Annotated in this window: 16 protein-coding genes; 10 read left to right on the forward strand and 6 right to left on the reverse strand. The window is 52.8% G+C overall.

What is annotated here, in order from left to right:
- Positions 1-169 precede the first annotated feature (169 nt).
- The 6 genes from B5525_RS36410 to B5525_RS36425 all read right to left on the reverse strand — a co-directional run bounded on the left by B5525_RS36410 (position 170) and on the right by B5525_RS36425 (position 5,992).
- Positions 170-2,146 (reverse strand): portal protein, encoded by a 1,977-nt coding sequence (locus B5525_RS36410; protein ID WP_079570778.1) that lies wholly within the window; start codon positions 2,144-2,146, stop codon positions 170-172.
- Positions 2,147-3,703 carry a hypothetical protein gene (locus B5525_RS36415; RefSeq protein ID WP_079570779.1) on the reverse strand — a complete coding sequence of 519 codons (1,557 nt, stop codon included), beginning with the start codon at positions 3,701-3,703 and terminating at the stop codon, positions 2,147-2,149.
- A gap of 19 nt (positions 3,704-3,722) precedes the next feature.
- The gene (locus tag B5525_RS47380) at positions 3,723-3,845 is read right to left on the reverse strand and encodes a hypothetical protein (protein WP_276328817.1); all 123 of its coding nucleotides are present in this window, start codon (positions 3,843-3,845) and stop codon (positions 3,723-3,725) included.
- A 258-nt stretch (positions 3,846-4,103) separates the two neighbouring features.
- Positions 4,104-4,262, reverse strand: coding sequence for a hypothetical protein (locus tag B5525_RS44945; protein ID WP_154073666.1), 159 nt, complete (start codon positions 4,260-4,262; stop codon positions 4,104-4,106).
- Entirely contained in the window at positions 4,262-5,560 is a 1,299-nt protein-coding gene (locus B5525_RS36420) for an SGNH/GDSL hydrolase family protein (RefSeq protein WP_079570781.1), read from the reverse strand. The genes B5525_RS44945 and B5525_RS36420 overlap by 1 nt, the downstream gene beginning before the upstream one ends.
- Before the next feature lie 207 nt (positions 5,561-5,767).
- Positions 5,768-5,992 carry a hypothetical protein gene (locus B5525_RS36425; RefSeq protein ID WP_079570782.1) on the reverse strand — a complete coding sequence of 75 codons (225 nt, stop codon included), beginning with the start codon at positions 5,990-5,992 and terminating at the stop codon, positions 5,768-5,770.
- Between the two features lie 2,377 nt (positions 5,993-8,369).
- Here B5525_RS36425 and B5525_RS36435 point away from each other — a divergent pair.
- The 10 genes from B5525_RS36435 to B5525_RS44950 all read left to right on the forward strand — a co-directional run bounded on the left by B5525_RS36435 (position 8,370) and on the right by B5525_RS44950 (position 13,085).
- Entirely contained in the window at positions 8,370-8,603 is a 234-nt protein-coding gene (locus tag B5525_RS36435) for a hypothetical protein (protein WP_079570786.1), read from the forward strand.
- A 71-nt stretch (positions 8,604-8,674) separates the two neighbouring features.
- Positions 8,675-8,947, forward strand: a complete 273-nt coding sequence (locus B5525_RS36440) for a hypothetical protein (protein WP_079570787.1) — start codon at positions 8,675-8,677, stop codon at positions 8,945-8,947.
- A gap of 88 nt (positions 8,948-9,035) precedes the next feature.
- The gene (locus tag B5525_RS36445; protein WP_079570789.1) at positions 9,036-9,224 is read left to right on the forward strand and encodes a hypothetical protein; all 189 of its coding nucleotides are present in this window, start codon (positions 9,036-9,038) and stop codon (positions 9,222-9,224) included.
- Positions 9,221-9,478 (forward strand): hypothetical protein, encoded by a 258-nt coding sequence (locus B5525_RS36450; RefSeq protein WP_079570790.1) that lies wholly within the window; start codon positions 9,221-9,223, stop codon positions 9,476-9,478. The genes B5525_RS36445 and B5525_RS36450 overlap by 4 nt, the downstream gene beginning before the upstream one ends.
- A 26-nt stretch (positions 9,479-9,504) precedes the next feature.
- Positions 9,505-9,972, forward strand: a complete 468-nt coding sequence (locus B5525_RS36455) for a hypothetical protein (protein ID WP_079570792.1) — start codon at positions 9,505-9,507, stop codon at positions 9,970-9,972.
- A 656-nt stretch (positions 9,973-10,628) separates the two neighbouring features.
- A complete protein-coding gene (locus B5525_RS36460; protein ID WP_154073667.1) occupies positions 10,629-11,282 on the forward strand; it encodes a hypothetical protein in 654 nt (217 codons plus the stop codon).
- A gap of 169 nt (positions 11,283-11,451) precedes the next feature.
- Positions 11,452-11,685 carry a hypothetical protein gene (locus B5525_RS36465; RefSeq protein WP_079570795.1) on the forward strand — a complete coding sequence of 78 codons (234 nt, stop codon included), beginning with the start codon at positions 11,452-11,454 and terminating at the stop codon, positions 11,683-11,685.
- Between the two features lie 136 nt (positions 11,686-11,821).
- Positions 11,822-12,202 (forward strand): hypothetical protein, encoded by a 381-nt coding sequence (locus B5525_RS36470; protein ID WP_079570796.1) that lies wholly within the window; start codon positions 11,822-11,824, stop codon positions 12,200-12,202.
- Between the two features lie 362 nt (positions 12,203-12,564).
- On the forward strand, positions 12,565-12,897 hold the full coding sequence (locus B5525_RS36475; RefSeq protein ID WP_079570798.1) for a hypothetical protein: 333 nt from the start codon (positions 12,565-12,567) through the stop codon (positions 12,895-12,897).
- Positions 12,894-13,085, forward strand: a complete 192-nt coding sequence (locus B5525_RS44950) for a hypothetical protein (protein ID WP_154073668.1) — start codon at positions 12,894-12,896, stop codon at positions 13,083-13,085. Before B5525_RS36475 ends, B5525_RS44950 begins: the two co-directional genes overlap by 4 nt.
- Positions 13,086-13,187 lie beyond the last annotated feature (102 nt).

Consider the following 13,187-nt stretch of genomic DNA (forward strand, 5'->3'; position numbering starts at 1 on the left):
CATGCAGGGGATTCGTAGTCCAGAGAAGATGCTTCTTGTCGTTCAATCGCCTTCGATCTCTGGGTTAAAACTTTGATCAGCGTGTCTACGGCCGTCGTACTGGCACGTAGAGTCGCTTCAACTTCTTTCTTCTTGTCGTCTGGGACGAACTGAAGGAGTTCTAGATTTATCATGTACCGGCTGTCTGCCCTTGTGGCGTTCCACGACGGAGGCTAGCAGCACCCACATCCATTCCGGGGACCGGAGGACCGGCAACAGCACTAGCCGTAGGAGGAGGATGAACGGGGTTAGGGGCAGCAGGCATAGCCCCAGGAGGACCAGCAGCACCAGCGGCACCCGGAGCAGCTTGAGGATTGAGACTGGGATTATCCTGATCGAAGTCATCGGGCTTCAAGCCAGACGACGTCATAGCTTCAGTTAGAATCTTCTCTTCCTGAGCCTGAGCGAGACGCTGAGCGTCAGCCTGTTCAGCCATACGGACGTACGGAGTGACGAGTTCGTAATCCTCAATGTCGAGAAGGTCTTCCATCATCTTGGCGACCTTGATCGTTGAGAAGTGGATCTTGACCGCCTGGTCTTGACCGAGGGCCGAACCGAAGAAGTTATTCAGGTTCTGGACTCGTTCAGCGCGTTCTGCAAAATGACGAGCTGCGATGGGACGAATACGACCCTGACCAGTAATGTCATCTGGGGTAAGCGTCTGGAAGTCGTTAAGTTTGAATTCATCGTCCCAGACACGAATGGATTGGAGACTCGTGATATTCCTGCGAGCAAGTTCAAGCATCGCATTAAGGAGCGGTTCAACGAACTTTTCCTCGAATTGTGCAACCTTCGCTTGGAAGATACGAGACGCAGCATTCTCTAGGCGCTGAACTTCGTAGGCAGTCTTTTCACCGGGAGTACGGAAGCCCATAGCCTCCTTAGGCGCACCGGCCATCTCCTCCATCTGCTTCTGGTAGTTCTCGATCTCCGTATTGGCTTCGAGGACCTGAAAGGCTGGGGGTATGGGTGTGACGTCCCCCTCTTCTCCGACGTAGATCCGCGCAAACGGACCCCATTCAAAGTCTTCGACATACCCTTTGATTTTAAGCGGGGGGAATGTGATTAGATCGAAGACGTCAGCCTTCAGGTTCTCAACATGGTCCAGCCGGTATTGCATACCAACAAGGTTTGCTAACGGACCCATCGCCCAGAGGTTATCCTGGCGGGTTCTCCAACCAACGTGGAAGATCGGTGGGTAGCCAAAGAACGAAGGGTTCGGCTCTTTCTGAATGACCTTGTGTCTATCGACAACAGTGATCACATGATTCCGTAGATAAGAATCAGTCTCCTGATCGTACAAATCCCCGTAAAAAGTAATCAGCTCGCAATAGTCTGAACCGAGGTACTGCCGGAAAGAGTCGAACCCGTCAACATTGAAATAGTCTTCGTGGACGTTCAGTGTGCCAGAGAACTGGTTCACTGACTGTCGAACGTGGCGCAGGTACTTCCAAAGCTCTTGGTACATGGGACGAGATTCGTCCGTACTCAATCGCTCCAGAATCTCCTTAACCTCACCCAAGCTGACCAGCGTTCGCACCATCTTAGGTGCACGCTCGAAGTCAGGAGCCGTGGGGTTCATCACCATATCGAGGGGAGACAAACGACGGATGGCAGGACCGACGTAGCCGACCTGGCTACGATCCTTCAACTCCTGGCGACCGTCACGCCATTCAACAGTACCAAAGCCGTTCCCGTAGTCGATATAGTCGTCAACGCACTTCGCAAGCTCAGACTTGAACGAAGGCTGTTCCATGACCCAAGTCATGTAGTTGACGATGGCTGCTTTCTTATTCTTCTGGTCGGAGTCATTATCATCCGCTTCCCAGATCACGTTCTTCCGCTTCGGGAACAACGTCGCCATGTAGTTTGCACGAAGGTTGTCCCTGATCTGGCACAACTTCGGAATAGTCGTCTTGTTCTTCCAAGGATTCTTACTGTTCGTCGTCGCTGAAGTGTCAGTCGCGAAGACGTATCGACGGGTCTCAGCCCAGTCGACAATCTGCTTCTGCTTCAACATGTACCACTGCTGGAAAGTCCGAGCGATGGAGACACCGAGCTGATCCGGGACGATGACGTCCTTCAGATCAAGACTTTTACCAGTCAATTAGTTTATTCCACCAAACCGGGCGTTGTACGGCTGGACTGTTTGAAATGAAGGACGTGCAAAGGCACGAGTGCCCGAAGGGGCGACGGCTGACTCGATGGCAGCAGCTAGGCTGTCCTTGCAGTCGTCGTGGGGAGGGTTTGCCATGATCAACTCGTCTTCGAGCGTTTGGCAGTCACCATCCATATAGTGCCAGATCTGGAGATTCTTGTACCGGTTCTGAAGTACGTTGTTGACCCGTTCCTGTTTAGTCCCCTGGTGCTTCGTGGGAGAGTGTTCCTCAATCGCTAACGACAAACCATGGACGCGAACGTAGTTCTGCTTCAGATCCTTAATGATGACAGACTGAGCTGCAGTCGCTTCAGCCCTCAGCTTCCTGAAATCCCACTTCTGATGGAGATAGAGAATATGACGGAAGTACTCAGCGATGTTGTCGGTCTTGAACCGATCAATCTCTAGTACGTAAAAATTCTGACGGCTATCAACACCGACGACAGCAACACAGGAATAGTCGCTTCGTTTACCCAGCGTGTAAGCGAAATCAATCGCTGCGAATACGTTAAGTCTCTCATCTTTGTAGAACCATTTTCCGTCTACGCGGCGTACAAACTTCCGGTTATAATATTGGAAGTCTTCACGTTTGATGCCTGCAGACTCGTAGTCGTTGGGGTCATTGTAGTATTGAGCCCTGAACTGGACCTTATCAAAGTACTGTCCACGTTTCTTGGCAAGGATAGCAGCATCAAACCCAAACCACCTACCGTCAGCTCGTTGCTGACGTGGCCATAGAAATTCACCAGCACCGTCTCCACGGGACTCTACTTGGCGTTCAAAGACTTCGTACAGCGGGTCAGTACCCGTCAGTTCTCCGTCTTCGTTGTACTGGTCTACTTGCCGCTCAGCGACAGCACCGTACAGATCCTTCGGATGGTAACGAGTGCCAACGATCCACTCTTCGGCTTCACCAGCCTCGATGGAGGCTAGAAGAGAGTATTGCTGTTCACACTTCGCGCGACCTTCACCCGTGTAAGCATTATCGATGACGACCACGTCGTCCATGATCGCAATGTCACAGTGAAGGCCCGCAATCGAAGTGGTCAATCCGGCAGTGAAGACCGTGGGATCTCGGATGACCTCAGCCGCACGTAGCGGATGGTCAACAGAGATTTCCGTCTCTGTCCACTTCTTCCTCTTCCCCTCATCTACGTTGACCATCTCAGGCCAGTAGAAGCGGTAGATTTCGGAAGTCAGGATGTCCTTAATGAAGGACAGCTGCTTAATCGCCAGGTTGGCGGTATTACTGATGTAGAGAATGCGGATCGCTGGATTCTTCGTAATCCTCCAAGCGGCACGCAATGCCACCATGGCCGACTTCTGATGGTCACGAGGAAGGAGGACGAGCTGATGGCTCTTCTTCTCATCCCGGTTCCACCAGGTAATCAACTCTTGATGACACAGACCGAGGACGCGCTGAGGTTGGACAAGCCGGATAAAGAACTCCAGGTCGGCCTCAGCTTGTAACTTTATCTGGTCCTTCTTAGTGAGGACCTTCGCCATTAAATCTTAGGCTTGCAGCTCATTTCTTCTTCTTGAAATAGCCAGGGACCTTCTTGTCCTTCGCCTGGTCCTTCTTCGAACCTTCTTTGATTCCTGCCTTCTTGTCGGCAGCTTTATCTTTAGCCTTGGCTGACTTAGCCATTAATCAACGTCCTTATAACTTGCCCACGGATCAGTCTTCCCACCGGTCCCGGCAGAGAGAACATCTCGTCCTCGATCCTTGTCTCGGAACGGTCGGAGATCACGACCTTGGGTCACCTTCAGAATACCGTTCTGAGCGGGAGGAGCCGGAATTTCTTTCATCGGGAGAATCCATTCGCGAGAATAACTAGGTAGGTAAAAACACCTGCAACGACAAGGACAGCGGCACAGACGAGGACAATCGTAACGACACCAGTAATCATTTATGAAATCCGCCCATCTGCATAATAAAGTAGACGAGGGCAAAGATGCCGGAGCAGGCAAGGGTCATCAACGACCAGCGGCCAAACTGGAGGACCTTTTCGTCCATCCACTCTTTGATCGCCTCTTTGATCAATTCTTTCGTCTCGTCAGCCATTAACCGAATCCATCTATGACCGGCTTGACCATACCCATCACGACACCGTAACCAGCATCAGTCAGGTGGATCGTGTCGCCTGCGAAGTACGTCGTATTGGTAGGAGTCTGTAGCCGCGCATCAGTCGTCACATCGACGAGAGCATTAGCATACGTTGCCCAGTTCGCACGGATGAGAGTGTTCAGCGCGAGTCGTTCGGTCTCCTGAGCACCCGTAAAAGGTCCACGCGCCATACATGTAACAACGACAAGCTTTTCCGTCGGCATCGCTGCACGACGATTGTTGAACATGGTGACGAGAGACGCATGAGTCGTCGCACCCGACGTCCCAGCTTGGATGTCATTCGTTCCACCCCATCCGACGTAGACTGACCGAGTAAAGTACTTCGGATCTAGATCGTTGTACGTGGCAGAGTTAGCGTCAATCTGAGCTACCGTCGTACCAGCCACACCATAGTTAAGGACGGATGCAGCCATTCCATAAGCTGCCTGAAGCTGGCTGGGATATCCGCCGATGGGATTTACAGCATTAGTACCGTACGTCAGGCTGTCTCCGAGGCACCAAATTGCTTTCGGGGTGACGAGACTATATTTTGAATTAAGGTAGGTTCGAATCTGGGTCGCTTGAGGAGCGGTCAGCGTGCTATCGCAGACGATCAGCTCCAGGACCTGAATATTCGTAAAGTACCCGGCCAGCTGGTTGCCTGGAGCACCAATCGTAATCGCGGTATATGTGGAGGCTGTAGACGTACCAGCCTGAACGGTCTGACCATCGACTTGAAGGGACGAGGACGCGCCATTGAAGACTGCGTCAATCAATGACGGCTTGTTTTGCTGGATGCAGACAGTCTGAGCTACAGAGCCACCATCTAGCCCGATACCAGCGTATTCGATGTCGCTGTTTGAGTAGTTGATCGCACCCTGGTTAAGAGCAGCACCGTCAATGATGTAATGAGGGTTGAGTCCAGAACCGTTAACGCCCAGACTCTTGAAGACGACGAAGACACGACGATTAGCCGCGATAGAGACCGTAGGGGAGACAGCGACACTCGCCGTTCCATCAAATTCTACAGCAGGCTGACCACCATTCGCACGGTAGATTAGTCCGGTAGCCGAAGCGAGCGCACCCTTGACGGACAGTGAACCGTCGACCCACTTCGCAGCGGTTACGGACCCACCATCAGCAACGCCTGTAATCGAACCAGCATTCAACCAGTATTTTACACCAGTCAGACTACCAGGAGAGAAGGCAGCAGCGACACCAGACTTGAGGAGCGCATAACCCGCGCCCCACGACATACAGTACCACGACCCGTCAGGGGCATACGTACCCGGCCCCGCACCAACCGTCACATACAGGGCACCACAAGGATGGTATGCACCGACTGGCTTGTTACCAGGTGCTAGGACGGCATTCACTGACCCATCTGCTGCGAACAGACCTGTCGGGGAAGAACCTGAGACAAAAGTAAGTTGGACAGTACCGTCCGTCTGCGTCTTCAAGAATTAAGCGCCGGGAACGATGACCGGGTCAGCAGCTACAGGGACTACAGGAGCGGGAGCGACACTCGCCTTCAGCGCATCATTCAAAGCGTTCAGCTTGGCAACGCTTGCCTCAATGGCTGCGTCCTGGCCGACGAAGGAGAGAGCAGAAGTGAGAGCAGCAAGTTCAGCGGAGACGGAGACAGTCAGATTGGCAACGGCAGTTTCAAGGTCTTGGACGGCAGTCATTAATAGTTCCTGGTTTGATTCTAATCGCGTTAGTCGGAAATGGATGTGGGACGTCAATTGCGTACCGTGATCCGTCGTCGCCGTAGCTGACGGAGGATCTCTTTCTTTGGTAGGCCTTGAGGGATCTTGGCTTGGACGATGGCGAGTTTGTAATCTCTAGCCGTGTTCGGATTAGTCTGACCTGCGATAATAGCGGCCTGCTTGGCAGCCCACGTTCGGAGCTGGCTCACATCGGTTCCGAGCCACGGGGCTGACCACACTTCTTACAACGACACTGACCACGAACCTCAGTACCCACTAGCCCGCACCAAGCGCAGATCCAAGTGACGAGATCATCAATACTCATTGTTTCGTCGCCGTCAGTCGTTCAAAGTCTTTGGCTATCCTAGCCGCGTCAGAAGCCTGCTCGTGAGCTGCTTCTCGGATGGCTGCCTTACTAGGTCTGCCAACCTTAGACTCATGACGGGACTCCCAGGCTCGTTCTACGAGGTACCTATTCGCCATGAAGGAGTTCTTAGAGGCTGTCTTCGCTTCAACCATAATTCTGGCGAGAGCGGCAGACTTGATCTTCAGTTCGAGTTCGTTACGCCAGCGGGAGAGATAAGGTTTGAACCATGAGGACTCACAAAGGTCCGTCCAATGGTCCCAGCCGTCAAGGTGGGAGACAGCAAACTTGAACTCGGTAGGATCGCCTTCAGCTAGATAGAGCTGACGGAGACTGGGATAACCTAGATGGTCCTCGTCCTTCAGTGTGTAAATGACTGAGGACTTGTCCAAGTTCGTAGTCTCATAGAAGAGTGCCTTCGTTAGACGGGCACCCATGGTATTCTTAAACTTGGACACGTTACCTAAGGGAAGACATAAGAGAATGGTAGGATAACTACTAACTGTTACAAGTCAGGTTCCCTTAAGGTTATCCTTAGGGGCGATCCCTATACCTTTCCCTAAGGTCTATACCTTTATTATACAGGATTTTATTCCTCTTGTCTATGATAATCGTCATTCTATCGACTTTGAGGGCAAAGATAATTTCTGTGAGAAAATGTCGAGGTGAGATTCGCCAAGAGAAGGCAAGGTCACCCCCTGCCTACCCCCTAAGCCTCTGGTTGAATCGACCATCCAGGAAGGCGGGGAGGACAGCTGAGGTGGTTTAGGGCGTCTCTACCTTGACGCTACATCTATACCGTGTAACCTGATGTAATCGCTAACAAAATAGGGGAGAGAAATCAGATAAGGTACATATATACTTATACCTTAATAAGCCTGACTTGGATAACTTAGGCTTACACCTATTGTATCCTTGAAATGAAGTTTGGCCAGTCAGTAAGGAAGTGGTCTTCCGGTATAGTTAAGTAATAATGACTGACTATACTATAACTATACTTAAACTATACTATACTTGTACAATCTATACTTAACTGATCCAAGTCATTGTAATCGTTAGGCGATTTCCTGTGTATTACCTGTAGTTGATTCACATCATCACTACCAATGACTCGTCACTCAGGCATCAACTGGTAGCCAGCCGGACTCACCTCAGATGAGGAAGAGAAGATGAGGCTTAGCCGCTCCTCTCGGGCTCGCCGTACAACGGATCACCTTTCCAGTCTCCTGATCCATTCTCTCTCACCACCACTCACCGTCGCTCACCTCAGCACTGTGTGGAGTCGCTGTCATTGGGACGATAGCTCAGTCTGCTCGTCCAACAAGAGCGCCTGCAGCTATCGGTCGCTCCGCTCCCTGCTCACTACGTTCGCTACGCTTCGGCGTCACCTCCGGTGACTCCCTTCGGTCGCTCTTGATGGTCGCTCAGCCCGAGCTACAGACGCCCCAACAGCGACATGCCCACACAGAGCCAAGGATCGCTGAGAGACGGCAGAGCAAGGGTTAAGATGCGCGAGAGCATGTGGCCCACGAGCCTTCCAAGGCGCTCCATTGTCCGTCGAACCCTCTCATCGAGAGTCTGAGACACGGCACTCGATTAAGAACAAACAAACTAGGTGAGCGAGAGCAGTTCCTCACCCCGGCACCGACCGCAACAAACGGTAATCAAACCTATCATCAATATCAACACAGAGGCACACATGATCATATTCATCCGCATCATCACAGCCATACTTGCACTCACACCCGTCCTCCTCATCCTCGCTCTTCCACTCTATCGATAACCGAAACCTATCACGCACAACATACACACGAGGCCACCATGGACGTCCACTTCATCTACACGCTCGACAGTCACGACTGCTACGGCCCCTTCGGAAGCCAGGATAACGCAAAAACCTGGGCTATCCGCCGAGGATTCAAGTCGTACCAGATCCTCACACACACCCCGTTCCAGTTCACCCAAGTCCTTCGCCCCTACTAGGAGCCACACATGGCCTCAATCATCATCGTTCAATACACACCACACTATAAGAGCGGAGCCGTTGGCTCACGAGCCGAGACTGACTTCCTCGATTGGTTTGAGTTTGCCGATTGGATGAAGCAGACCAACCTCACTGGATGCACTCTCGCCATCCACGAATGGTATTACTCACCAGTCACAACCCCCGACACCGACAACATCGACTGGGATCTGATCGCTGAGAAACGTCTCGGCCAATCATAATCTGACCTTACCACGCACACCAACAACACGCCCTGGCCGCAAGCTGGGGCTTTTTCATATTGGAGACCACAATGAACATCACACCGAACAACAGCATCGCTAGTCACAGAACCGGAGCACTCGTCGGTCTTTGTGACTGGGACATCACAGCCAAACTCGGATTCAGCCCCAACATCGAAGACGATCCAGACAAGGTCGTTAACAGCTGGGGTTTCGACGTAGACGGTAAGCCCTGCGCTATCTGGGATTACAAAGGCTCACACAAGCGTGGCATCTTCTCAACCTTCGGGCCACGCGACGTCCTACGACGCCTCTTCGGTGACCATTACGTGAGTGACCGATGATCCGCACCAAGATCACGAGCATGGAGAAGGCAGCGCGAGCTACCGCTCTACGCGAAACCCTCATCCTTATCAAACAAGGAAACCTATCATGCAACACGTACTCGCAGATCACCTCCGCTGGGCAGCCAGGTACATCACACAAGGTGACTACTCAAAGGCCATGCTCGAACTTAAACGAGCCACACGCCTCGCCAACAAGCTTAAACGACGAGACATGACCTCGTTGATCTTCCGCGCAATGAACGTCATTCGTCCCAAGCTGAAGGTGCAGTCATGACCACCTTCGTCTTCCACACTGACCCAGGCCACGGCTGGTTAGAAGTCTCGATGCACGAGATGAAAGCAGTCAACCTCAATCCGTACGACTTCTCTCACTACTCGTACCGACAGCACAACGTCTTCTATCTCGAAGAGGACTGTGACGCTCAGAAGTTCGTCGATGCTTACAAGAAGAAGCACGGCCACTCACCAATCATCACTGAGAAGTATGCCGAACGCACCTTCATCAGGAGTCTCCCACCTATCTCATAACCACATAAATAATAGGGAATACGTCAATGAACATCGACCAGTTTGTACAGGCCAACATCATTTCATGTCAGTCTGAACTCGTATCACTCCTCACTTCACCCGAAGCACAGGAGATCAGGTCGCGACTCACACCTTGCCCATTGCAGGATCTCCTCGGACAAGCTGAGGAAATCTCCTATCCGATAGCAGACTTTGACGAGACAGCCGTCCAGCTTGGCTACGACCAACAACAAGACGGTACCTGGTCTCACACATCGAACCTATCATACGCCACGTCACAAGACGTATGCACTGAACACGACGCTGAACCATACTACTGGGAAGTCTTCGAGTTCTGGCAGGTCACGTCCTACCTGGCTGGCCAGCTCACATCCCGAGGCGAACAAGTCGACCTAGACTTTGCAGGCATGCAGATCTGGGCACGAACGACGACAGGACAATCCATCGCACTCGATGGTGTCATCCAACGCATCTTCAAAGCGACAGGAGGATAGTATGTACATCGTAGTCGAAAACGCTGGCTACGTCGGAGAGCGTGACGTGAAATACCACACCACACTCCAGCTCGCGTACAGCTGGGCACGCAACAACTACTCCGACACAGAACTCGATACACTTCACGTAGCCATCTGTCGCGAAGATAAGAACGGACGTACCTACGAAATCTAATCTGAAACAACTGACCTGATCACGCCCTGGCAATCCCGCCGGGGCGTTTTCGTATGGAGAATGAACATGGACTTCGACATCGCATTCTACGTTTTCAGCCTGATCTTCGCTCTCACCATCGCCGCACCCATCGCAGCGATCTCAGTCTTATTCTTCTAAAATTGAAAGGAAGATTTAATTGACATCCGTCCGAGACCCGACACAACCTATCATTGTCGAGCCAAATCAAAAATGAGGAAACATGCCCAAGCAAGATGATCTCCAAAGTAAGACGAGCCGTACAAGGCGGCGCACAAGTCCGGATCAAAACTCAAGGATCGCTGCAGGCCACCGGCCCAAGTGGGCCTGCCCCAAGCGGGGCTGACCTTCGCGCCCACCCTTGGTGGCGGCCAAGCGGCCGTCCTTGAGTTTCGCCCGAACCCGTGCACCTTGGGTGTTTGTTAAGAACGAAATATGAAGTCTCACACAGAAAGATAAAACAATGGCTCGTCGTCCCAACAATGCCTCAATCTCTTCGTTGTCGTCTGCCTTCCAAGCGATCATCGATCCCGTCGTCTCCCTGCTCGACCAGGACTACAACGCCGCTGACGGTGCTATCCACGCTTTCGGCCACGCCCAGCCGTCGACCGAAGACGCTGGCCTGCGCATCGCTGTCGATTCACTCATCCGCCAGATCTACCGCCAGCTCGCCGGCACGATTAACTCACGATCGGGCACAAAGTTCGACAACCTGACCGAACGCTTCCACAAGGCTCAGGAATGGATGCTCGTCCACTGCGACAAGTACCAGAACGACAGCCAGGGTCTGTCCGACGATCCCCGGACGTACGAACTGGAAGCACGGTTAACGCTGGCCGAGGCTCGCTACACCGCGTACTGCACGATCGTCAACGAACTGTCCAACGTGTACCTGTCCCTGACTGGCAAGCAATGGAAGTACGTCGAGATGGACACGCCCGCCCCCGTCGTCAAGGCCGTGAAGCAACTGACCGACGCTGAACGCAAGGCCAAGATGGCAAACATCATGCGACTCAAAGACGCTCAGAAGGACGAAGCTGATCGGGTCGCTCGTTCCAGCGAAGCGAACATGCAGCTCACTTCCGAGATCATCGCAGCCGCAGTAGCCGCACAGTAAGCACGCGAGGTCTGGCCTAGGGGCTGGCGGAAATTAAAGCCGCCGAAGTAGATTGCAAATCACTACACCTTGCTCCCACTAACCAGCCGCGCCTCCACGCCTGGTCCCGAGAGAACCCCTGGGTCGAAAGACTCAGGGGTTTTTTCATGTCTCCGTTCTGAAAGGACACATGATGGGCTGGCATCCGGTCTCTCCCGAATACACGAACTTCCCGAATCCTTCCAAGCCGAAGGACTACGACGTCAAGCTGAAGCGTGGTTCGAGCACTCGCCACGACGGCAACAAACCACAGGGACGTAAAAAGACACGTCCCTACTACGTCGCACTCCGCGCATTCGGTGAACAGTCCCGTGCGATGGGTTACTTCAACGGCATCCGCATTTCAACGAAGGGCGCACGATGAAAATCTATCACATCGCCGGTTGGTACTACCTCGGCTGTTACATCGACCATCATCTGCACCTGGTCGCGAAGCTAGGCCAGACCATACCCGCCTAGCCTTAGGGCGCAAACCTATCATTCAACATCGAGGATTTCTGATGCGACTGATGAAACTTGCTCAAGCCTGGTTCTGGACCCGGAACGCATGGAAGAACTTCGTCGCTCAAGAGCGCCGTCGGGTCAAGGCACAGCTCTTCGCTCAATACTGCCTTCCAATCGTAACGAGGACGATACGCGACGCAGCGTCCTTCCACATCACGCAGGACAGTCATCCGCGCAAAGTCCAGCGCATGATGAACCGTGCCGGTTACGAGATCAGCACATCGGATCTGGCCCGTGCCGCTCAGCGTCACATCCATCCAGCTCGCCAACGACCTGGAGCATACGAACAGGACGATACCGGCTTCGGCTCAGTCGACATGGCCTGCCTCAAAGACCGCAACCGTTGTTGTCCCGACGATGAAACGTGCTGCCAATAATGCTCCTCTTCTCAGACTGGAAACCAATATGGTCACGCTCATCCGTCTCAGCGCCATCGTCCTCTGCCTACTCGTCGGAATCGGACTCGGCAAGATTTACCACCTCCACATTCAAGCGGCTGAGCAAACCGCCAAGATGTTCAACTAATAAGAACGCCCACGGCGGGTCCCTGACGGAAGCCTTCTCCTCTTCCGGACAAACCTGACCGTGGGGTTATTCTCCGCAAGGAGAACGAAGCAGACCCGGTGATGGGTAGAAATGGCAGAGAGACGCGAAAGCGTTGGGTCTCATGCGCTCCGGGTGCAGACCAACCCCATCAATCAATCAAGCCTTAGGGCGCAAACCTATCATCGAGGTTGCTATGTGGTCGCACTGGACTGGTCAGAAGATCGTCTGCATCAACGGCACACCCACCATCGAACGTAAACATCTCACAATCTATCCAGCACTAAACGTTGTTTACACAATCCGCTCCATTATCAATGGCAACGACGAGACAGCATTTCATCTCGTCGAAATCCACAACAAACCTGCCCTTCATAAAACACCAACCGGCAACGCTATGACCGAAGTGGCTTTCGTGAAATCCCGCTTCCGTCCCGTCCAGACAACGCAGTCAGACATCAGCCTGCTCCAGTCCCTACTCAATCCAACGACGAAGATCGTCGATCCGAAAGCCTTGGAGCGCACATGATCCCGCGCCACGCAAAGATCAAATTCAACGGCGGGCGCGGCGCACTTCTCTGCAACACCTGCAACACCATCATCCGCCAAAACTTCGACCCTCACACCATTGAAGACAAGAAATGGTACTGTGAAAGACACACCAATGAAATCAATTCTCCTCGTCCTCAGAGATCAGGCGAAGAACTGCGGAGATGAAAAACTTCGCCAACACATCCGGGATCTGACCGACGAGCTGGACGTGAACCTTCGCGAAATGACGCGGTGCCCGACTGCCACAACGATGCAGCAAGTCAATGC

This window comes from Bradyrhizobium erythrophlei (genome assembly GCF_900129505.1).
GTDB classification, from domain to species: Bacteria; Pseudomonadota; Alphaproteobacteria; order Rhizobiales; family Xanthobacteraceae; genus Bradyrhizobium; species Bradyrhizobium erythrophlei_D.

Coding starts and splice junctions, on each gene's coding strand:
- B5525_RS36420 (WP_079570781.1), bottom strand. CDS start 5,560: ATGTCGTGGGGCGCGGGTTATGCGCTCCTCAAGTCTGGTGTCGCTGCT.
- B5525_RS36475 (WP_079570798.1), top strand. CDS start 12,565: ATGTGGTCGCACTGGACTGGTCAGAAGATCGTCTGCATCAACGGCACA.
- B5525_RS36470 (WP_079570796.1), top strand. CDS start 11,822: ATGCGACTGATGAAACTTGCTCAAGCCTGGTTCTGGACCCGGAACGCA.
- B5525_RS36425 (WP_079570782.1), bottom strand. CDS start 5,992: ATGACTGCCGTCCAAGACCTTGAAACTGCCGTTGCCAATCTGACTGTC.
- B5525_RS36440 (WP_079570787.1), top strand. CDS start 8,675: ATGAACATCACACCGAACAACAGCATCGCTAGTCACAGAACCGGAGCA.
- B5525_RS44950 (WP_154073668.1), top strand. CDS start 12,894: ATGATCCCGCGCCACGCAAAGATCAAATTCAACGGCGGGCGCGGCGCA.
- B5525_RS47380 (WP_276328817.1), bottom strand. CDS start 3,845: ATGGCTAAGTCAGCCAAGGCTAAAGATAAAGCTGCCGACAAGAAGGCA.
- B5525_RS36435 (WP_079570786.1), top strand. CDS start 8,370: ATGGCCTCAATCATCATCGTTCAATACACACCACACTATAAGAGCGGA.
- B5525_RS44945 (WP_154073666.1), bottom strand. CDS start 4,262: ATGGCTGACGAGACGAAAGAATTGATCAAAGAGGCGATCAAAGAGTGG.
- B5525_RS36445 (WP_079570789.1), top strand. CDS start 9,036: ATGCAACACGTACTCGCAGATCACCTCCGCTGGGCAGCCAGGTACATC.
- B5525_RS36465 (WP_079570795.1), top strand. CDS start 11,452: ATGATGGGCTGGCATCCGGTCTCTCCCGAATACACGAACTTCCCGAAT.
- B5525_RS36415 (WP_079570779.1), bottom strand. CDS start 3,703: ATGGCGAAGGTCCTCACTAAGAAGGACCAGATAAAGTTACAAGCTGAG.
- B5525_RS36450 (WP_079570790.1), top strand. CDS start 9,221: ATGACCACCTTCGTCTTCCACACTGACCCAGGCCACGGCTGGTTAGAA.
- B5525_RS36455 (WP_079570792.1), top strand. CDS start 9,505: ATGAACATCGACCAGTTTGTACAGGCCAACATCATTTCATGTCAGTCT.
- B5525_RS36460 (WP_154073667.1), top strand. CDS start 10,629: ATGGCTCGTCGTCCCAACAATGCCTCAATCTCTTCGTTGTCGTCTGCC.